Origin of the sequence: Jannaschia aquimarina, assembly GCF_000877395.1 — a bacterium.
Taxonomy (GTDB): domain Bacteria; phylum Pseudomonadota; class Alphaproteobacteria; order Rhodobacterales; family Rhodobacteraceae; genus Jannaschia; species Jannaschia aquimarina.
Map to the genome: position 1 here is coordinate 35,332 of NZ_JYFE01000013.1, position 18,292 is coordinate 53,623.

Sequence of the window (18,292 nt, forward strand, 5' to 3'; positions counted from 1 at the left end):
GCCGTGCAAAGGCCGTGCCGGGAGGTGAACCCTCTCGCATGATCATGCGCACCGTGAAAATCGTCACTCAGCACACCGTCCAGAGGAAGGTGATCGTGCCGAGCAACAAAAGAACCGTCCTTGCCCTGGGAGCCGCCGCCTTTGCGGCGACCGCAGGCGCGGCCTGGATCCGCTATTCGGGCATGGAAGCCGAAGACTGGCATGTGGACCCGGAGAGCGGCAGCCGCACCGGCCGCCCGAACGAGTTCGTCGTCGCCGAAGGTGGCGATATGGAACCCGTCATGCGGGCGGAGGCTCCGGCCGCGCTGCTGGCGCGGCTGGATGAGATCGCCCTCGCGGAGCCCAACACCGAACGGCTGGCCGGATCGCCCGAAGAGGGGCTGGTGACCTATGTCCAGCGGTCGGACCTGATGCAGTTTCCGGACGCGATTTCCGTCAAGGCGGAGGCGGCCGGAGACGGCTCACGCCTGACGATCTGGAGCCGGTCCCGCTACGGCTATTCCGATGCGGGCGTGAACCGTGCGCGCGTAGAGCGTTGGCTGGAGGCGTTGGAGCAGCAATAGCCGTCGAAATCGGCGGCTGCGTTTCCGAGGTTGCGGTCATGATTCCTGCCGTAGGCCGCCGAAAATGGGCCCGACGATCGAATGATACGGCCTAGCCGGTGACGCAGGGCGATCCGGTATCGCGCCAGATGGTGACGTTCTGGCTCATGGCGCAAAGGGCCATGAAGCTGCGTCCATCGACGGTGAGGCAGGCCTGCGAGCCGACATCGAAGAGTTCCCCCTGCGTGCTTCGGCATTGGCAGGGCAATTCGGCAGCCGAGGGTAACGGCAGCACGAGCAGGGTCAGCAGCGCTATCGTTCTCATGACATAAGGTTAGCATTCCGGGGCGATTCCGGCAATCGCGCCGTGTGCGACCGTTGGCGTGACCGCTTGACGCTATGGCTCCTGCGGGGCAAGGCGCCGTCCCATGATCCCCGAAGACCGCCTCGACCAGATCCTCGCACGTTTCGAGTTCCTCGAAGCGCGGTTGAACGCGGGCGCGGATGGATCGGAGATCGGTGCGTTGACGCAGGAATATTCCGAGCTGAAGCCTGTCGCCGATCAGGTGCGCGACTGGCGTGCCCTGGACGTGCAGATCGCCGACGCGCGCACGATGCTGGACGATCCCGAGATGGCGGAATTGGCGCAGGCGGAGCTTGCCGAGCTTGAGGCCCGGCAGGCGGCCGCTTCGGACGCGCTGCGCCTTGCCCTGTTGCCGCGAGACGCCGCCGATGCGCGCCCAGCCATCCTGGAGATACGGCCGGGCACGGGCGGTGAGGAAGCGGCGCTCTTCGCGGGCGACCTCGAGGCGATGTATCGCCGCTACGCCGGGGCCCGGGGCTGGGGCTGGGACGTCGTCGAACGGCAGGAGACCGATCTGGGCGGCGTGCGCGAGCTGGTCGTGCGCATCGAGGGCGACGGCGTCTTCGCCCGGCTGAAATTCGAAAGCGGCGTGCACCGGGTCCAGCGCGTGCCCGCCACCGAGAGCGGCGGGCGGATCCATACCTCTGCCGCGACGGTGGCGGTCTTGCCCGAGGCGGAGGCGGTGGAGATCGACATCCCCGCCAGCGACTTGCGGATCGACACGATGCGCGCCAGCGGGGCGGGCGGCCAGCACGTCAACACAACCGACTCGGCCGTGCGGATCACGCACCTGCCCACGGGTCTGGTCGTGACGTCCTCCGAGAAGTCCCAGCATCGCAACCGCGAGATCGCCATGCAGGTGCTGCGCGCGCGGCTTTACGATGCGCAACGCGCCGCGACGGATGCGGAGCGGTCGGCGGATCGGAAGGCCCAGGTCGGGTCGGGCGACCGATCGGAACGGATCCGGACCTACAACTTCCCCCAGGGCCGTATGACGGATCATCGGATCAACCTGACGCTCTATTCTCTGGGGCAGGTGATGCAGGGCGATCTGGACGAAGTGATCGACGCGCTGACGGCGGACGCGCAGGCGGCGCAACTGGCCGAGATGGAAGCATGAGCGAAACCGATGTGGCGCGGGCCATGGCCTCGGCCCGGCGGCGGCTGGCCGCGGCGGGCGTGCCCGACCCGGCGCGCGATGCGTCCGCGCTGTTCGTGGGCCTGATCGAGGATTGGATTGGCGCGGCGGGCATCATGCCGGAGGACGTGGCGCAGATCTACGAGGATGCGGTGCAGAGGCGCATCCGGAGGCAACCCGTCTCGCAGATCACGGGGCGGCGCGCGTTCTGGATGCACGATTTCATCGTCACCCCCGCCGTGCTCGATCCGCGTCCGGAGACGGAGACGCTGGTTCGGGCCGCGACGGATCTGCCCGCCGACGCCTTGGCCGATCCCGCACGCTGGCCACGCCTGCCCGAGGCCGATTGGCCGCCGGTCCCGTTCGAGCGCGTGCTGGATCTCGGCACGGGATCGGGCTGCATCCTGGCGTCGCTGCTTCACGAGCAGCCGGACGCGACGGGGCTTGGCGTGGATATCAGCGCCGAGGCGCTGGATGTGGCGGCGCGCAACGCCGAAGTCGCCGGCGTCGCGGACCGTGCGGCCTTCGCCCGGTCCGACTGGCTGGACGGGGTCGACGGCACGTTCGACCTGATCGTCTCGAACCCGCCCTATATCGCCGAGGCCGAGATGGCCGCATTGTCGCCCGAGGTGCTGCATGAGCCGCGCATCGCTCTGACGCCGGGCGGCGACGGGCTGGAGGCCTATCGCATCATCGCGCGCGACGCCCCCGCGCATCTTGAGCCCGCCGGCCGCCTGATGGTCGAGATCGGCCCGACGCAAGCCGCTGCGGTCAGGGACCTGTTTCTGGCGGCCGGTCTGGTCCACATCGCGGTTCTGCCCGATCTGGACGGGCGCGACCGCATCGTGACGGGCGAAAAACCGCCCGCATGAGGCGATTTCGGCTTGTAAACGTCCTGAGACATACCCATAACCACCTCACAGCCGGATGCGGCGCACAGCCTCACGTGCACCCCCGGCTTTCGCCCGAGAGCAAACAGGCGCCAGGTCCCCGGCAAGGGGCGGCGCGGCAAAACCACTCGAAAGCCATTTCATGAGAAGCTCGAAGTCCCGTTCGCGGAATAAGAACCGCAACCGTCCCTCTGGCGGCAATATTATCAACCGGGTGTTCGACAGCTCCGGTCCCGAGGGGAAGGTGCGCGGAACGCCACAGCAGATCATCGACAAGTACAACCAGCTTGCCCGTGACGCCCAGCTTGCGGGCGACAGGGTCGCGGTCGAGAACTTCCAGCAACATGCGGAGCATTACACCCGCCTGCTGGCCCAGGCCCAGAAGGAGATGGATGCCAAGCGCGAACAGCAGCAGGGCGGACAGCAGAACAACCCTCAGGCCGGTCAGCAAGGTGGCCAACAGGGCGGCGGCAACCAGCAGGGCGGCGGTCAGCCCCAGGATCAGCAGGGCGGCCAGCAGCAGCGGGACCAGCAGGACGGACAGGGCGGCGATCCGCGTGGCGGACGCAACCAGGACGAGGGCCGGGGCCAGGGCGGCGGGCGCCGCGGCCGGCGCGATCGCAACGAGGACCGGCAGCCGGACGTGATCGAGCCGGACGGCGACAGCGGTCTGGTCGAGACGCCGGAAGCCAAGGCCGAAGCCCAGCCGGAGGTGAGTGCGGCAGAGGAAGAAAGGCCCAAGCGTCGTACGCGTCGCAAGGCCCCGAAGGCCGAAGAGCCCAAGGCGGAGGATGCGGGCGATCAGGCGGCGCAGGCCGAAGCTTCCTGAGCGGGCAGGCCGATCGGGGATACCCTCGTGCCATCCTGACGGCTACATCGGTGTCGGCAGGGGATACGCGGCTTTTCCAAGACTGACGCGAGACATCTACGCGTCGGTGTCGCGTCGATTTGGCTTCCGAGCGCTTACCCGATTGACCATGGCTTCACTCGGCGTGGCCGGGTGATTTGAACCACCCTGCAGGGTCTGGCCGGTGGATTGCCGGGGCTGGCCCGGCGGTGTCGGACGTCCTTGGGTCCCAAGAAAACGGATCGGGGGGCGGATCGTCGATCCAGGGTTTTGGATCGTACGAGCGCGCGCGAAGGGGTCAGCCCATTTCTCTCGCCAGCGCGCACCAGGCTTCCAGGGGCACCGTCTCGGCGCGGTCGGTGGGCGCGATGCCCGCCGCGCGGAGCCGATGCTCGATATTCGGCGCCAGCCCCTTCAAGGCGGCGCGCAACATCTTGCGGCGCTGATTGAAGCCTGCCGCAACGACCCGTTCCAGCACCTGCGCGTCGGCCTCGAACCGCGGTTCGGGCAGGGCGGTCAGGTAGACCACGGCCGAATGGACCTTGGGGGCGGGGACGAAGGCCTCTGGCGGCAGGGTCAGGGCGATCCGCGCGTCGCAGCGCCACTGGGCCAGCACGGCCAAGCGACCATAGGCCTTGCCGCCCGGTTCGGCCACGATGCGTTGGGCCACCTCTTTCTGGAACATCAGCGTGAGCGACGACCAGGGCGGCGGCCATGTCGGCGGCGTCAGCCAACGGATCAGCAATTCGGTCCCGATATTGTAGGGCAGGTTCGCGCAGACCTTCCATGGCGGCGTCAGATGGTCGGCCGGGTCGATATCGAGCGCGTCGCCGTTCACGACGTCCAAGCGGCCGGGATAGGCCTCGGCGATCTGGGCGAGGGCGGGCAGGCAGCGGGCATCCTTTTCCACGGCCAGTACCTTTGCGGCGCCTTCGGCCAGCAACCCCCGGGTCAGGCCTCCGGGGCCCGGACCGACTTCGAGCACCTGCGCACCTTCGACCCCTGCAGTGCGCGCGATCCGGGCGGTCAGGTTGAGATCCAGCAGGAAATTCTGGCCGAGCTGCTTTTTCGCGCGCAGGTCATGGGCGGCGATGACCTCGCGCAGAGGGGGCAGGGCGTCGATACGGCTCACGCCGGGGCCGTGGCGCGGCGGCCGGCCATCTCCCAGGCGAGGCGGAGCGCGGCCACCATCGAGGTCGGGTCGGCCTGACCGGTGCCCGCGATATCGAAGGCGGTGCCGTGATCGGGCGAGGTACGGATGAAGGGCAGGCCCAGCGTCACGTTCACGCCGCCCGCGAAGTCGATCGTCTTGATCGGGATCAGCGCCTGATCGTGATACATCGCCACGGCGGCGTCATAGCCTTCGCGGGCGACGGCGTGGAAGGCGGTGTCGGCGGGCAGCGGGCCGAAGCAGCCCAGTTCCGGCGCGAGGCGGTCGACGAGGGGGCCGATCCAGTCGGTTTCCTGGCGCCCCATCGTGCCGCCCTCGCCGGCGTGAGGGTTCAGGCCGGTCACGGCGATGCGCGGGGCGGCGATGCCGAAGTCGCGGCGTAGACCAGCATTGGTCACGCGCAGGCAGGTCTCCAGCGTCTCGGGAGTCAGGGCGCGGGGCACGTCCTCCAGCGCGATGTGGATCGTCGCGGGGACGACACGCAGGTCCGGACAGGCGAGCATCATCACCACGTCCGCATCCCCGCACAGGGCGGCGAGGTATTCGGTATGGCCCGGATAGGGGAAGCCCGCGCCGTCCTTGAGCGCCTTCTTGTTGATCGGCGCCGTGCAGATGGCCGAGGCGGCGCCGCTCGATGCTAGCTCCACCCCGCGGGCAATGGCCGAGATGACGCCCGCCGCCTGCGCGGGATCGGGGTGGCCGGGGGTCGCGGGGCCGGGGATGTCGTGGGGCAGGACGCAAAGCGCGTCGGTCGCGGCCTCTTCCGGCGTGTCGATCTCGCGGATGATGACGCCGTGGCCGTCGAAATGGGCGGGATTGCCGATGACGAAGAACGGCACCTCTCCGCCGACGGCGCGGGCCTTGGCGACGACCTCGGGACCGATCCCGGCCGGTTCGCCGCAGGTTACGGCGACCGGGGCGCGCCGGTCGATCATCGGATCTCGATCACCGCGTCGGCGCGCAACTCTTCCAAGTAGCCTTGCGCGTAGCTCACGAGACGCTGGTTCAGAAGCTGCTGCCCGATCTGCTCGAACGCGCCTTCGGGCTGTTCGGTGACGCGGCCGCAGAGCATCACAAGGCGCAGAACGCCGTTGCCCGACAGGAGCGTCGTGGTCTCGTCGGGGTCGAGCGTGGCGAGCGACTGGCGCAGGTCGTCGGGCAACTCGCCCACGGCGCGAACCTCGCGCAGGAGCGTGCCCTCGGGCTGGCCCTTGGCGATGCCGTAGAGGTCGTCGCAGGTGTCGATCCGCTCGCGGATGCGGGCGGCCTGCGACAGCGCCTCTTCGGAGCGGCCTCCGGGGATGCGGTACTCGGCATAGTCGATGGACAGCGTGTCCGGGACGGCAAGCTGCCCCTCGTCGAGGTCGCGCAACAGGTAGATGCCGATGAAGCTGCCGAGGTTGATCGGCTCGGTCACCTGACCGGGGCCAAGTGCCAGAACCTGCGCGGCGATGGGCGGCGCCAGTTGCGAGAGCGGCAGCCAGTCTAGGCGCCCGCCGCGCTGGGCCGAGGGCGCGCGGGAATACTGACGCGCCGCACGCTGGAACGCGTCTTGTCCGGAGAGGTTCTGGGAGAGTTGGCGGGCGAGGGCCGTCACTTCGTCCTGGTTCTCGGGCGTAAGGGGAATGGCGATCTCGCTGAGCAGGACGCGGATGCCGGTGGCGGAATTGCCCTGGGCGAGCGCCCGCTCGATCTCCGCCTCGTTGGGGCGCGCGCGGGGGCCAAACCGGCCCTGGACAAGTTGGCGCCAGTAGAGGCCGTTGCGGATGAAGTCTCGGAAGGTTTCCGGAGAGACGCCATTGGCCTCCAGCGCCTGGACAAACTGGTCGGGGGTCAGGTTGGCCCGGGCGGCGAACTCGACCATCGCCTCGTCCAGCGCCTCGGGCGTCACCTCGATCCCGGCGCGGCGGGCGGCGTCGACCTGTAGCGACTCGTCGATCAGCACGTCGCGCGCGCCCTCGAAATCGGCGTTTGGCGCGCGCAGCAGGGCGAAGAAGCGGGCCCGCTGTTCGACCTGGAAGCGGTTGATCTGCCGGTCGTCGACGGTGGCCACCGTCTCGAACAGGTTCTGCGCCGTGGCGGGCGCCGTGATGGCGGCCAGCGCGACCAGAAAGACGGCGACCAGCCGTGCCAGAATTCCCATGCTCCCGCCCCTCATAATCCGCAGCGTCTGCGCGCCCTCGGCCTGTCGTCCGCCCCGAAGCCCGCCAGTTCGACCGACAGACCGAACCGCGTCGTCGGCTCCAGCGATACGGAGGACGTGAAGCGCCTTTCGACGTCGAAGTCCACCGTCACGCAATCCGAGCGATAGGTCAGTCCGAGCCCGGCCCGGCTGGCATCGTTGGTGACGAAGTCATAGCGCCAGTTGGCGCGTCCCGTCCAGTCGCGGGCCAGGTCGTAGGCTGCATCGAGCCCCCATTCGGACGTGTCGCGGGGTCGGCCCGCCTCGGCATCGGCGTCGAGGAAGGTGTAGCGCGTCTCGAGCTCGTGCCGGCGGCCGGACCATCGCAGGATCGTCTCGGAGCGGGCGAAGTCGAGCTGGTCGTCGAAGAGCGAGCGGCTGAGCAGGCTGAACCGGTCGTCGTAGGTCGCGCCGACCGAGACGAGCCAGTCGGACGCCTTGCTGTCGAGGCCGGTGCCGCTGCGGAACTGGTTCGAGTTGCGGTCCCGGATCGTGCGGCCGGCGAAACCGGAGATCTGCCAGCCGGACGGCGCGGTCCGCGTGTAGCCGAGGCCGATATTGATGTGATTGCCAAGCTCGCGCACGTCGCGGCCGGGAAAGCGCGAGGTCGAGAAGATGTTGGCCTCGTCATATTCCGGCGTGAGCGAATCCTCGTTGGGAACCTCGTTGCGGGAGGTGGGGGCGAAGACAACGGCGGCCACAGGCTCGATCACATGGTGGACACCGTTCGCGCCCGCGCGGGCCAGTGGCAGCCGCACTTCGAGCCCTGCATACGGGACGACGCGGCCCTCGATGTCGTCGCCGAAGCTTGGGTCCTGGGTCACGCGGTAGGCGTCGGCGTGGACCTCGCCGAAGGCCGAGACGACGGCCCCCGCCCCCGTCACCCAGGAGCGCCGCCAGCCCGCCGAGACCGAGCCGCGGGCCACGTCCCGGGCCGCGCCGGGACCGAAGCCCGGAGGCGGGCGGCTGACGGGACGCTCGCGGCCATGCGCCTCCAGTTGCCAGGTCGCGATGCCGCCGAATAGCGCGCGCCGCCGCTCTCTGGTCACCGTGACCACGCGGGAGGGGAGCGTGTCGCTCCGCTCGCCTTCGCGAAGGGTACGGATCGCGATGATCTCTCCGGAGGTGCGGCGGTCGCGTTCGACCTTAAAGACGCGGACGCTGCTTTCGAGGCGATCCTCTTCGCTGATGCCGTAATCCAGCAGGAAGGCATCGTCGCTGGCCTGCTCGATCTCGAATTCGAGCGTGTAGTCGCTGGGCAGCGCGAAGGTGCCGTCGGCGAAGAGGTATCCCCGCGTGTCGCCGGGCCGCGTGTCGTCGCGGGCGATGGCGCCATTGAGTTCGATCGTGCCCCGGTCGAAGGCCTGCCGGTAGCGCAGGTTCAGCGCGCGCGTTCCGGTGTTGGTCACGAATGGCGCGACGGTCAGATCCCGGGACGGGCCGACCGCGATGAAATAGGGAACCGTCACGCCCGTCCCTAGCCGGTCGTCCGAGGAGAAGCGCGGCGCGAGGAACCCGTTGGAGCGTTCGAGCCCCGGTCCGGGCAGGCGGATGACGGGCAGCCAGACGACGGGCACGCCCAGCACCTCGAAGCGCGCGCCTTCGAAATAGAGCTGGTTCTCGGCCTCGTCCTGCACGATGCGGCGGGCCCGGATCTGCCAGAGCGGCACCGGGTTCTCGGCGCAGACCTCGCAGGACGAGGCGACGGCTTGATAGGCCTGGGTGTAGCGGCCGTCTCCGTCGCGGCTGATCCGGGCGGCGGCGATCTGAAGCTTCTGGTTCAACACGAGGCGCGCGCCCTGCAGGACGCTGTCGCGAAGCTCGGCGCCCAGCGAGGCGAAATCGGCCACCAGGATCCGGTCGGGCCCGTCGACAAGGGTCAGCGGGCCTTCGACGATCAGGCGGTCCTCGTCGCGCAGATAGGTCACGCGGCTGGCGCGCAGGACGCGGCCCTCGGCGAAGATCTCGACCGAGCCGGTTGCGACGAGCCGCGTCGGGTCGAAGTCGATCCGGTCGGCGACCAGCGTCGCGGGGCCGTCCTGCGCAAAGGCGGGACCCGTCAGCAGCACGAGCCAGAGGAGGAGCCAGCGTATCATCCGTCCTCCAGATGCAGGATGATGCCGACGGCGAGCATCGCGGCTGCCGTTGGCGGGGCCCAGGCCGCGAGGATGACGGGGATCTGGCCGCTTTCGCCCAGCACCTGCGCGAAGTTGCGCAGGAAGAACGTGCCGAAGCCCAGCAGGAGGGCGGTCAGGATCGCGATGCCGGTGCCGCCCGCGCGGCTGTGACGCATCGTGAAGGCGGCGCCCAGCAGGACCATCGCCGCCAGCATCACGGGATTGGCCAGTTCCAGTTGCAGCCAGACGCGGTGGGTCAGGCCGGAAAAGCCCGCCGCATCCAGTTGGCGGATGAAGTCGGGCAACTCGAAGATCGGGATCGACGACGGGACGCCGAAGCTGTCGCGGATCTGCTCGATCGTCAGGCTGGAGGGCAGCGCGTAGGCCAGTTCGATGCGGGCGCGCGCTTCGGGATTGCCGCGGTCGAGGCGCCAGATCTTGGCGCCGTTCATCTGCCACTCGCCCGAGGCTAGTTCAGCCCGCCGGGCGTCTATCCGCATCTCCGGCGAACCGTCGCCGTCGAAGCTCAGGAAGCTGGCATCGAAGAGGATCGTCCCGTCCAGCGAGGAGCGGGCGGCCCGGATCACCGTCTGGCCGGTCTCGTCGCCCTGACGGAGCCAGACGCCCTCTTCGCTGATGGAGAGGATCGAGGAGATCCCGGTGCGGAAGCGGTCGACCTCCCGCTCGTAGGCGGTCTGGGTGGCCGCGACGATGGGATTGACGACCAGCAGTGCCGCGACGCCCAGGGCCATCGCGGCCAGAGCCGGGGCCATGACCGCGCGCAGGGCCGATCGCCCCGCGCCGCGGATCACGACGAGTTCGGACGACCGGGCGAGCGACAGGAACAGCGCCAGCGTCGCCAGGATCACGATCAGCGGCAGGATCTGGTAGAGCGCGGCGGGCAGGTTCAGCGCGGCCAGCCGCAAACCGTCGGCGAAGCTGGCCCCGTCGTCGCCCAGGCGGCGCAATTGTTCCGCCAGGTCGATGGGCAGCAGAAGGCCGGTAAAGACGAGGCAGACCAGACCGACCAGCGAGAGGAAGCGCCGCGCGATATAGAGCGAAAGGATCACGCGGCCGACCGGATCCGGCGCAAGGGCCGGGGGCCCAGCGTCGCCCGCCAGAGCAGGATCGAGGCCAGCAGGCCGGTTAGCACCGCAGGAACGTAGGCCAGCCCCCAGAGGCCCGCGTCGTCGAGCGCGCGGTTCTCGGCCACGTTGGACAGCAGTTGAAGCACCACCGCCGCCAGCACCGCACCGCCGATCTGGCGCCAGAGACCGAGGCGAGAATAGCCCCCCAGCATCAGGAACCCCAATGCGAGCAGGGGCAGCAGCGCGGCAAAGAGCGGCTCGGCGATGCGGGCATGGCCTTCGTAGCGGAGCTCGGCGACCGCTGCGCCGGTCGCGGCCTGCGCCTCGGGACCGGCGGCCAGAAGCGCGCCGGTTGGCAGTTCCCTCGGGTCCCGGCTGCGGGTCGTGTCGGCGCCCGTCAGCCCAGCCAGATCGTAGGCGAAATCGGCGAAAGTCGTCGTGATGAGGTTGCGGGTCCGAAGCTCCAGCGTCTGCGCCATGCCTTCCAGCATCACGAGGCGGGCGCCCGCCTCGCCGCGGACCAGATAGGCCCGCTCGGCCGTGTAGCTGGTATGGGTCTCGCCGTCGCGGCGATCCTGCAGGAAGAGGCCCAGCAATTCGCCCGTCTCGGCGATCTCGCGCACGTAGACGGTGACGCCGTCGCCGGGATGCAGGAACTCGCCCTCTTGCAGGAAACGGGCGGTGACGTCGGCGCTGAGCTCCTGCCCGCGTTCGGCCAGCGCGGTGCGGGCCAGCGGCTCCAACCCGTGGGCGAGGATCGCGGCCATCGCGCCCACGGCCAGGCCGAAGACGGCAACCGGACGAGCCAGGCGCCACGGGCCGAGGCCTGTCGTCTGCGCGACCACCATCTCGCTGTCGGACGACAGACGGTTGATGCCGTAGAGCGTGGCCACCAGCGCGGCGATCGGCAGGACGGCCCCGATGACCGACGGCAGCGCCAAGGCGGTAAATTGCAGAAAGGTGGCCAGCGATGATCCGCCCTCGATCAGCCGGTCGAACAGCCCGATCGCACGGTTCACCCAGTAGACCGCCACCAGGACCAGCGCGAAGAAGCCGAACTGCAGCAGAAGCTGGCCCGACAGGTATCGGTCGAACGTGCCCACGTCTCGTGCGGTCCCTCTTGGTCGTCTCTTCCTAGCGGCGGCGCGCCCGAACGGGAAGGGCGTCTGGCATCCCGGCGCGGCGGGCATTACGTTCCGCTGCGAAACCGATCCCGGAGAGCCCTATGACCACCCCCGCCGCCGTCACCTTCCGTGCCATGGATCTCGATTCTCTTGCCGAGCTCGAGGGCGCCGTCGCCGTCCTCGTCCCGGCCGAAGGCACGCTCTCGCCCGGGGCGCGGCGCGTGAACCGGCTGACGCGCGGATCGCTCAAGCGCGCTGTCGAAAGCGAGGCCTTCGACAAGATGTCGGACGGGGAGGCGACGGTCCTGCGCTTTCCCCAGAACATGGCGGCCAAGGCGGTCGTGCTGTGTCGTCTGCCCCGGCGGCCCGAAGCGGGACAGGCGCGCCGGGCCGGTGCCGCGATCCGGGCCGCCGCGGGTGGCAAGGACGCGCTGGCCATCGTCGGCGACGCGCAGCGCGACCTCGCCGCGCTGGTGCAGGGGGCGGCGTTGCGCGGCTATGCCTTCGACGTCCACAAGACGGGCGACGATGCGGGCAAGGGGGCGCCCGCGATTACCGTGCTGGCGGCAAAGCCCGACGAGGTCGGGGCGGAGTTCGCCGACCTGTCCGCGCAGGTCGAGGGCGTGTTCCTGACACGTGATCTGGTCAACGAGCCGGCCAACATCCTGACTACGACCGAATTCGCCACTCGCCTCGAGGCGCTGCGGGATCTGGGCGTCGAGGTCGAGGTGCTGGAAGAGACCGATCTGGAAAAGCTGGGGATGCGCACCCTGCTGGCGGTCGGGCAGGGCTCGGAAAGCCCGTCGAAGGTCGTCGTCATGCAGTGGAAGGGCGGCGGCGACGAGAAGCCGCTCGCACTGATCGGCAAGGGCGTGGTCTTCGATACCGGCGGCATCAGCCTCAAGCCCGCCGCGGGCATGGAAGACATGACGATGGATATGGGTGGCGCGGGCACCGTCGCGGGGGCGATGCACACGATCGCCAAGCGTGGTGCCAAGGCCAACGTGGTCGGTCTGGTCGGCCTGGTCGAGAACATGCCCGACGGCCGCGCCCAGCGGCCCGGCGACGTCGTCCGTTCGATGAAGGGCGACACGGTCGAGGTCATCAACACCGATGCCGAGGGGCGCCTCGTGCTGTGCGACGTGATGTGGTACGCGCAGGATCGGTTTGAGCCCGTCGGCATGGTCGATCTGGCGACCCTGACCGGGGCCATCATCATCGGGCTGGGCTACGAGAATGCGGGCGTGTTTTCGAATGACGACAAGTTCTGTAACGCGTTCCTGAAGGCCGCGGAGACCGAGGGCGAGGGCGCCTGGCGGATGCCGCTGGGCAAGGCCTATGACAAGCAGCTCAAGTCCAGCGTGGCGGACATGAAGAACGTGGGCGGGCGGCCCGCAGGCTCGATCACCGCGGCACAGTTCCTGCAACGCTTCGTCAAGGATGGGACGCCGTGGATCCATCTCGACATCGCAGGCGTGGCCAGCCTCGAAAAGAGCACCGATCTGTCTCCGGCAGGTGCGTCCGGCTGGGGTGTCAGGGCGCTGGACCGGCTGGTCCGCGACTACGAGACCGATGGGTGAGGCCTATTTCTACCACCTGACGCGACGGCCGGTGGATCAGACGCTGGCCGTCCTGCTGGAGCGGTCGCTGGCGCAGGGGTGGCGCGTCGCGGTGCGCGCCCCGGATCCGGAGTTGCTGGAGGCGCTGGATGAACAGCTCTGGCTCGGTCCGAAGGAGCGGTTTCTTCCCCACGGGCTGGCCGGAGGCGCGCACGACGCGCGCCAGCCGGTCCTCCTGACCTCAGGCGTGGCGGCCAACGACCCGCATTGCGTGATGGCCCTGGCCGGGGCGGAGGTCGCGCCCAAGGAGGTCGCGCCGCTAAAGCGGGTCTGCATCCTGTTCGACGGGATGGACGGAGACGCGTTGGCGCGGGCGCGGGCGCAATGGACAATGCTGACCGGCGCGGGTGTGGGCGCGCGCTACTGGTCCGAGGAATCGGGCAAGTGGGAAGAGAAGGCGACGAAGAACGTCTGAAACGGCCCGGCTTCGGGAACCTTTCGCGTTCGGGCGGCTTGGTTCGCCATGAAGACCTGTCTCGCCCTCATCCTCATGACGACCGCCGCGCAGGCGAGCCTGGTTCCGATTTCGCCCATCCTGCCGGGCCTCCCGATCCGCGAACCGGCGGCGCCTGCGCCCTGCGGGGCCGTGACGGCGTGCCCGCCGGCCGATCCAGTCGCCCTCTAGGGCTCAGGCGGGCAGGGGCGCCACGGGCGGCGCCATGCGCCAGAACCGGACGATCAGGGCGATGCCCGCGACCGACAGGCCGATGACGAGGCCCAGCCAGATGCCAACAGGCCCCATCCCGCCCGGAAAGCCCAGGCCGTAGCTGATCGGGATGCCCACGATCCAGTAGGCCGCGATGGCGTAGATCATCGGCCGCCGGGTGTCCTGCATCCCCCGCAGGAAGCCGAGCGCCATGACCTGCAGCGCGTCGACCAGCTGGAACAGCGCGGCATAGGTCAGCAGCGTCACGCCCAGTGCGAGGATGGCGGGCGCGTCCGGCTCGGACCGGTCGAGGAAGAGGCCGATTAGAAAGTGGCCCGCCCCGAGATAGACCGCCGTTGCCAGCACAACCGCGATCCCCGACAGGACGAGCGCCGAGAGCGCCGCCTGGCGCAGGCCCAGCGCATCCGCCGCCCCCCAGAACCGGCCGACCCGCACGGTGGCCGCCTGACTGAGCCCAAGATGCACCATGAAGACGGCCGCCGCGATCTGGATCGCGATGCCGTGCGCCGCCAACTCGATCGTGCCCAGCGCGCCCATCATCAGCGCCGCGGCCGCGAAGAGCCCGACCTCGGACACGTGGGTCAGGCCGATGGGCCAGCCGAGCCGCGCCAATCGGACGAAGACCTCTTGGTCGAAGACCTGCAAATTGCGAAAGAGGTCCCACCGCGCCATGTCGGGACCCTTGGCAGAGTAGAGCGCCAGCAGCGCACCCATGGTCACCTGCACGCCCGCACTGGCCAGCGCGGCGCCTTGGACGCCGAGTTCGGGCATCCCGAGATTTCCGAAGATGAAGAGCCAGTTCAGCAAGATGTTCACGGCAACCCCCGCCATGGTCACCCAGAGAACGATGCGCGTCCGTTCCAGTGCCGAGAGATGCGAGCGGAAGGTCGTCCAGATCAGTGCGGGGATCAGGCCGAAAGCGGCAATGGAGAGATAGGCCGCCGCGCCCTCGGCGATGTCGGGCGCCTGGCCCAGCGCCAGCAGGATCGGCTCGGAGGCCAACAGGACAGGCATGAGCGCCAGCCCGGCCAGAACCGACAGCCACAGGCCCATCCGCGCGGCGCGCCGCACGGACCGCTCGTCTTCCCGGCCCGCCGCATCGGAGGCGAGGCTCATCACCGCAATCGCGAAACCGGAGCAGAGCAGGTAGATCGTGAAGAACGCCGTCGATCCAAGCGTGCCCGCCGCCAGCGCCTCGACCGAGTAGCGGCCCAGCATCGCGGTATCGGTCACGCCGATCAGAACCTGCGCGACCTGACTTCCGACGAGCGGCAGACCCAGCGTCAGAGTGCGAGCGATATGCTGGCGGAACTCCATGGGCGAGTGCTACGCCCGGTCGCGCTGTCTGGCAACACCGGCGGGATGCGAAGGCGCGCTCGCGTCAGGCGCGGTCGGCCATGTCCTGGGTCCGGTTGGCAAGGTGGACGAGACGGGTCCGATGCCCGTTCAGCATCTCGCGCACCGCGGGCGACGCGACCCTGTCGGCGGCTTTCGCATAGGCGTCGATCGTCCGTTGCTCGCCTTTCGCGATCGGCCCGAGCGCCGCGCGGTCGATCCCGACGAGCATTCCGCGCGTCGTGACGACGACGCTGTTCAGTGTTCCCATCATGGAGCCTTCGTCATCCACGCCGCCCTGCCTGAGGAGGGCGCGCTCGAGCTCTGCGGCATGGCCCTCATGGGCCTCGCGCCAATCCCGGATCAGGCCTTGGAGGTCGGGCGCGACATGTCCCTCCATCGCCCGGTAGCCTTCGAGCGCGTCGAGCGTCGCGGTCAGCGCGTCGCGCAGGGCCTCTTCCGTGGCCCCATCACGGCTGCCATCGACGTCGGCGACCTCGGTCGCGGCGATATGGTTCGGGGCAAGCTGGGCCGGGCTGGCGGGAAGATCGTCCTGCATAGGCGGCCAACGTGGGCCAGGCGCCGCCGGTTCCGGGGGCCGGATGCAAAACGGGGCCCATGCGGGCCCCGTCCATCGTTCGGATCGGGCGGCTTCAGCCGACGATCTCGAGTTCCGAGAAGAAGAAGGCGATCTCTTCCTTGGCGGTGTCCGGCCCGTCGGAGCCATGGACCGAGTTCTCGCCGATGGACAGCGCGAACTCCTTGCGGATGGTGCCTTCGTCCGCCTCGGCGGGGTTGGTGGCGCCCATGACTTCGCGGTTCTTCGCGATGGCATCTTCACCTTCCAGCACCTGCACGACGATGGGCGCCGACGCCATGAAGGTCGTCAGTTCGTCGAAGAAGGGCCGCTCCTTGTGGACGGCATAGAACTCGCCGGCCTGAGCCTTGGTCAGGTGAATGCGCTTGGAGGCGACGACGCGCAGGCCGGCCTCCTCGAACTTGGCGGTGATCTTGCCCGTGAGGTTCCGCTTGGTGGCGTCGGGCTTGATGATCGAGAAGGTGCGTTGCGTGGCCATCGTGGTCTCCGTCAGGTGTTTGGCGCGGCGCTTAGCAGGGGGGCGGGGGGAAGGAAACAGGGCGCATCCCGAAGCGGGGCGAGGGGCCGGCCCCTCGCGCTCCCCGGGATATTTGGAAAGCGGAGAAGGGGGAGTTGACGCGGGCCGTCGGGCGGGCCACCCCGCGCGCATGTTGCGCATCAACGATCTCGCTTATTCCGTCGCGGGCCGCCCCTTGCTGGAGGGGGCGTCCGTCACCGTGCCTTCTGGCCACAAGGTGGGCATCGTGGGTCGCAACGGGACGGGAAAGACGACGCTGTTCCGCCTCATCCGGGGGGAGCTGACACCCGATGCAGGCGAGATCTCCTTGCCGGAGCGGGCGCGGGTCGGCGGTGTCGCGCAGGAGGCCAAGGCCGACGACCGTACGCTGGTCGAGACGGTCCTGTCTCACGATACCGAGCGCGCGGCGCTGATGGCGGAGGCCGAGACGGCCACCGACCCGGGCCGCATCGCAGACGTACAGGCCCGGTTGACCGACATCGACGCCTGGTCGGCCGAGGCACGGGCGGCGACGATCCTGGCCGGGCTGGGCTTCGACGAGGCGGCGCAGGTGCGGCGGACGCGCGATTTCTCGGGCGGGTGGCGGATGCGGGTGGCGCTGGCGGGGGTGTTGTTCTCGGCGCCGGATCTGCTTTTGCTGGATGAGCCGACGAACTACCTGGACCTCGAAGGGGCGCTGTGGCTGGAGCAATATCTCGCCGGCTATCCCCATACGGTGCTCATCATTTCCCACGACCGGGGGCTTCTGAACCGGGCCGTGGGGCACATCCTGCATCTCGAGGACAAGCGGCTGACGCTTTATACGGGCGGCTACGATACCTTTGCGAGGACCCGGGCCGAGCGGCGTGCGGTGCAGGCGGCCGAAGCCGCCAAGCAGGAAGTGCGGCGGGCGCATCTCCAGAGCTTCGTGGATCGCTTCAAGGCCAAGGCGAGCAAGGCCAAACAGGCACAGAGCCGGGTCAAGATGCTGGAGCGGATGGAGACGATCCGCGCGCCCGAGGATGCGGCCCGGACGGTTTTCACCTTCCCCGAGCCCGAACAGCTTGCGCCGCCGATCCTGCGGATGGAGGGCGCATCGGTCGGCTACGACGGGCCGCCTGTGCTGCGGCGGCTGGACCTGCGGATCGACCAGGACGACCGGATCGCCCTGCTGGGTCGGAACGGCGAGGGGAAATCGACGCTGTCCAAGGCCTTGGTCGGCGAACTTCAGGCGGCGGAGGGGCGGCGCCATGCCTCCTCCAAGCTGCGTATCGGGTATTTCGCGCAGCATCAGGTGGATGCGTTGCATCTGGACGAGACGCCGTTGGACCATCTTCGTCGGGAGCGCCCCGATGAAGCCCCGGCGAAATTGCGGGCGCGACTGGCGACGTTCGGGCTGGGGGCGGACCATGCGGAGGTGGAGGTGGGGCGCCTCTCGGGTGGGCAGAAGGCGAGATTGTCCTTGCTTCTCGGGACGTTGGATGCGCCCCATCTGCTGATTCTCGATGAGCCGACGAACCACCTGGACATCGAGAGCCGCGAGGCGCTGGTAGAGGCGCTGACGGCCTATTCGGGCGCGGTGGTTCTGGTGAGCCACGACATGCACCTTCTCAGCCTCGTGGCAGACCGGTTGTGGCTGGTGAAGGGCGGGCGGGTCGCGCCCTACGAAGGTGATCTGGAGAGCTATCGCGGGGAGCTTCTGGGACGTGAAGATCGATCCGGAAGGCCCGAGAAGAAAAAGGAAAAATCCAAGCCCTCCCGGGAGCGTATCCTGGAGCTGCGCGCCGAGGTGAGGCGGTGCGAGGAGCGGGTCGCGAAGATCGAGGCCATGCGCGACAAGCTGGCGAAGAAGCTTGCCGATCCGGGCATGTATGCCGACGACAAGGTGGGCGAGCTGGAGGTCTGGAACCGCAAATATGCCGAGGTGAACGAGGCGGCGGACCGGGCCGAGGCGCTCTGGATGGCGGCGGCGGAGAAGCTCGAACGGGCGGAGGCCTGAGCCCCGATCGGCGGAAATCCGCTGTGCACCCCCCGTGCACCCCCTGTGCACCCCCCGTCTGCACGATCGGCAGACGGACCGGTTGCGCGCCGCCTTGCGCGGCCCGCACGGCAGC

Annotated in this window: 17 protein-coding genes; 7 read left to right on the forward strand and 10 right to left on the reverse strand. The window is 69.0% G+C overall.

Annotated features, from left to right (window positions below):
- The first annotated feature begins 38 nt into the window (after positions 1–38).
- Positions 39–563: a DUF1499 domain-containing protein gene (locus jaqu_RS02095; protein WP_052500721.1), complete on the forward strand. Its 525-nt coding sequence runs from the start codon at positions 39–41 to the stop codon at positions 561–563.
- Positions 564–654: 91 nt separating this feature from the next.
- Here jaqu_RS02095 and jaqu_RS02100 read toward each other — a convergent pair whose 3' ends face one another.
- Entirely contained in the window at positions 655–867 is a 213-nt protein-coding gene (locus tag jaqu_RS02100; RefSeq protein WP_043917284.1) for a hypothetical protein, read from the reverse strand.
- A 103-nt stretch (positions 868–970) separates the two neighbouring features.
- On the opposite strand from jaqu_RS02100, the gene prfA reads away from it, so the two are divergent.
- The 3 genes from prfA (at position 971) to jaqu_RS02115 (ending at position 3,763) form a co-directional block, all read left to right on the forward strand.
- Positions 971–2,026 carry a peptide chain release factor 1 gene (gene prfA, locus jaqu_RS02105; protein ID WP_043917285.1) on the forward strand — a complete coding sequence of 352 codons (1,056 nt, stop codon included), beginning with the start codon at positions 971–973 and terminating at the stop codon, positions 2,024–2,026.
- Positions 2,023–2,916, forward strand: a complete 894-nt coding sequence (gene prmC / locus jaqu_RS02110; protein WP_043917286.1) for a peptide chain release factor N(5)-glutamine methyltransferase — start codon at positions 2,023–2,025, stop codon at positions 2,914–2,916. The genes prfA and prmC overlap by 4 nt, the downstream gene beginning before the upstream one ends.
- A 160-nt stretch (positions 2,917–3,076) precedes the next feature.
- Positions 3,077–3,763 carry a DUF4167 domain-containing protein gene (locus tag jaqu_RS02115; RefSeq protein ID WP_043917287.1) on the forward strand — a complete coding sequence of 229 codons (687 nt, stop codon included), beginning with the start codon at positions 3,077–3,079 and terminating at the stop codon, positions 3,761–3,763.
- 316 nt (positions 3,764–4,079) lie between these two features.
- Here jaqu_RS02115 and rsmA read toward each other — a convergent pair whose 3' ends face one another.
- From rsmA to lptF, 6 genes are read right to left on the reverse strand one after another with little or no spacing between them, the layout of a single operon-like run.
- Positions 4,080–4,913: a 16S rRNA (adenine(1518)-N(6)/adenine(1519)-N(6))-dimethyltransferase RsmA gene (rsmA, locus tag jaqu_RS02120; RefSeq protein WP_043917288.1), complete on the reverse strand. Its 834-nt coding sequence runs from the start codon at positions 4,911–4,913 to the stop codon at positions 4,080–4,082.
- Complete coding sequence (gene pdxA, locus jaqu_RS02125; protein ID WP_043917289.1) at positions 4,910–5,887, reverse strand: 4-hydroxythreonine-4-phosphate dehydrogenase PdxA; 978 nt, start codon at positions 5,885–5,887, stop codon at positions 4,910–4,912. Before pdxA ends, rsmA begins: the two co-directional genes overlap by 4 nt.
- Positions 5,884–7,095 carry a peptidylprolyl isomerase gene (locus jaqu_RS02130; protein WP_052500722.1) on the reverse strand — a complete coding sequence of 404 codons (1,212 nt, stop codon included), beginning with the start codon at positions 7,093–7,095 and terminating at the stop codon, positions 5,884–5,886. The genes pdxA and jaqu_RS02130 overlap by 4 nt, the downstream gene beginning before the upstream one ends.
- Positions 7,096–7,106: 11 nt before the next feature.
- Entirely contained in the window at positions 7,107–9,230 is a 2,124-nt protein-coding gene (locus tag jaqu_RS02135; protein WP_043917291.1) for an LPS-assembly protein LptD, read from the reverse strand.
- On the reverse strand, positions 9,227–10,321 hold the full coding sequence (lptG, locus tag jaqu_RS02140) for an LPS export ABC transporter permease LptG (RefSeq protein ID WP_043917292.1): 1,095 nt from the start codon (positions 10,319–10,321) through the stop codon (positions 9,227–9,229). Before lptG ends, jaqu_RS02135 begins: the two co-directional genes overlap by 4 nt.
- Complete coding sequence (lptF, locus tag jaqu_RS02145) at positions 10,318–11,442, reverse strand: LPS export ABC transporter permease LptF (RefSeq protein WP_043917293.1); 1,125 nt, start codon at positions 11,440–11,442, stop codon at positions 10,318–10,320. The genes lptG and lptF overlap by 4 nt, the downstream gene beginning before the upstream one ends.
- Positions 11,443–11,564: 122 nt before the next feature.
- Between lptF and jaqu_RS02150 the strand changes: the two genes are divergently transcribed.
- Together jaqu_RS02150 and jaqu_RS02155 are read left to right on the forward strand one after the other, a co-directional pair.
- Complete coding sequence (locus jaqu_RS02150; protein ID WP_043917294.1) at positions 11,565–13,043, forward strand: leucyl aminopeptidase; 1,479 nt, start codon at positions 11,565–11,567, stop codon at positions 13,041–13,043.
- On the forward strand, positions 13,036–13,497 hold the full coding sequence (locus jaqu_RS02155) for a DNA polymerase III subunit chi (protein ID WP_043917295.1): 462 nt from the start codon (positions 13,036–13,038) through the stop codon (positions 13,495–13,497). The genes jaqu_RS02150 and jaqu_RS02155 overlap by 8 nt, the downstream gene beginning before the upstream one ends.
- 213 nt (positions 13,498–13,710) lie before the next feature.
- Here the strand turns inward: jaqu_RS02155 and jaqu_RS02160 are convergent, their stop codons facing one another.
- The 3 genes from jaqu_RS02160 to ndk all read right to left on the reverse strand — a co-directional run bounded on the left by jaqu_RS02160 (position 13,711) and on the right by ndk (position 16,160).
- Entirely contained in the window at positions 13,711–15,066 is a 1,356-nt protein-coding gene (locus jaqu_RS02160; protein WP_043917296.1) for an MATE family efflux transporter, read from the reverse strand.
- A 64-nt stretch (positions 15,067–15,130) separates the two neighbouring features.
- A complete protein-coding gene (locus jaqu_RS02165; protein WP_043917297.1) occupies positions 15,131–15,643 on the reverse strand; it encodes a DUF2383 domain-containing protein in 513 nt (170 codons plus the stop codon).
- A 94-nt stretch (positions 15,644–15,737) separates the two neighbouring features.
- On the reverse strand, positions 15,738–16,160 hold the full coding sequence (ndk, locus tag jaqu_RS02170) for a nucleoside-diphosphate kinase (protein WP_043917298.1): 423 nt from the start codon (positions 16,158–16,160) through the stop codon (positions 15,738–15,740).
- A gap of 169 nt (positions 16,161–16,329) precedes the next feature.
- On the opposite strand from ndk, the gene jaqu_RS02175 reads away from it, so the two are divergent.
- Entirely contained in the window at positions 16,330–18,177 is a 1,848-nt protein-coding gene (locus jaqu_RS02175) for an ABC-F family ATP-binding cassette domain-containing protein (RefSeq protein WP_043917299.1), read from the forward strand.
- Positions 18,178–18,292 lie beyond the last annotated feature (115 nt).

Excerpts from the sequence above, each read along its gene's own strand:
- jaqu_RS02115 (WP_043917287.1), top strand. The coding sequence starts at position 3,077 with ATGAGAAGCTCGAAGTCCCGTTCGCGGAATAAGAACCGCAACCGTCCC.
- jaqu_RS02095 (WP_052500721.1), top strand. The coding sequence starts at position 39 with ATGATCATGCGCACCGTGAAAATCGTCACTCAGCACACCGTCCAGAGG.
- jaqu_RS02130 (WP_052500722.1), bottom strand. The coding sequence starts at position 7,095 with ATGGGAATTCTGGCACGGCTGGTCGCCGTCTTTCTGGTCGCGCTGGCC.
- jaqu_RS02150 (WP_043917294.1), top strand. The coding sequence starts at position 11,565 with ATGACCACCCCCGCCGCCGTCACCTTCCGTGCCATGGATCTCGATTCT.
- jaqu_RS02160 (WP_043917296.1), bottom strand. The coding sequence starts at position 15,066 with ATGGAGTTCCGCCAGCATATCGCTCGCACTCTGACGCTGGGTCTGCCG.
- jaqu_RS02175 (WP_043917299.1), top strand. The coding sequence starts at position 16,330 with ATGTTGCGCATCAACGATCTCGCTTATTCCGTCGCGGGCCGCCCCTTG.
- ndk (WP_043917298.1), bottom strand. The coding sequence starts at position 16,160 with ATGGCCACGCAACGCACCTTCTCGATCATCAAGCCCGACGCCACCAAG.
- pdxA (WP_043917289.1), bottom strand. The coding sequence starts at position 5,887 with ATGATCGACCGGCGCGCCCCGGTCGCCGTAACCTGCGGCGAACCGGCC.
- prfA (WP_043917285.1), top strand. The coding sequence starts at position 971 with ATGATCCCCGAAGACCGCCTCGACCAGATCCTCGCACGTTTCGAGTTC.
- jaqu_RS02135 (WP_043917291.1), bottom strand. The coding sequence starts at position 9,230 with ATGATACGCTGGCTCCTCCTCTGGCTCGTGCTGCTGACGGGTCCCGCC.
- jaqu_RS02155 (WP_043917295.1), top strand. The coding sequence starts at position 13,036 with ATGGGTGAGGCCTATTTCTACCACCTGACGCGACGGCCGGTGGATCAG.
- jaqu_RS02165 (WP_043917297.1), bottom strand. The coding sequence starts at position 15,643 with ATGCAGGACGATCTTCCCGCCAGCCCGGCCCAGCTTGCCCCGAACCAT.
- prmC (WP_043917286.1), top strand. The coding sequence starts at position 2,023 with ATGAGCGAAACCGATGTGGCGCGGGCCATGGCCTCGGCCCGGCGGCGG.
- jaqu_RS02100 (WP_043917284.1), bottom strand. The coding sequence starts at position 867 with ATGAGAACGATAGCGCTGCTGACCCTGCTCGTGCTGCCGTTACCCTCG.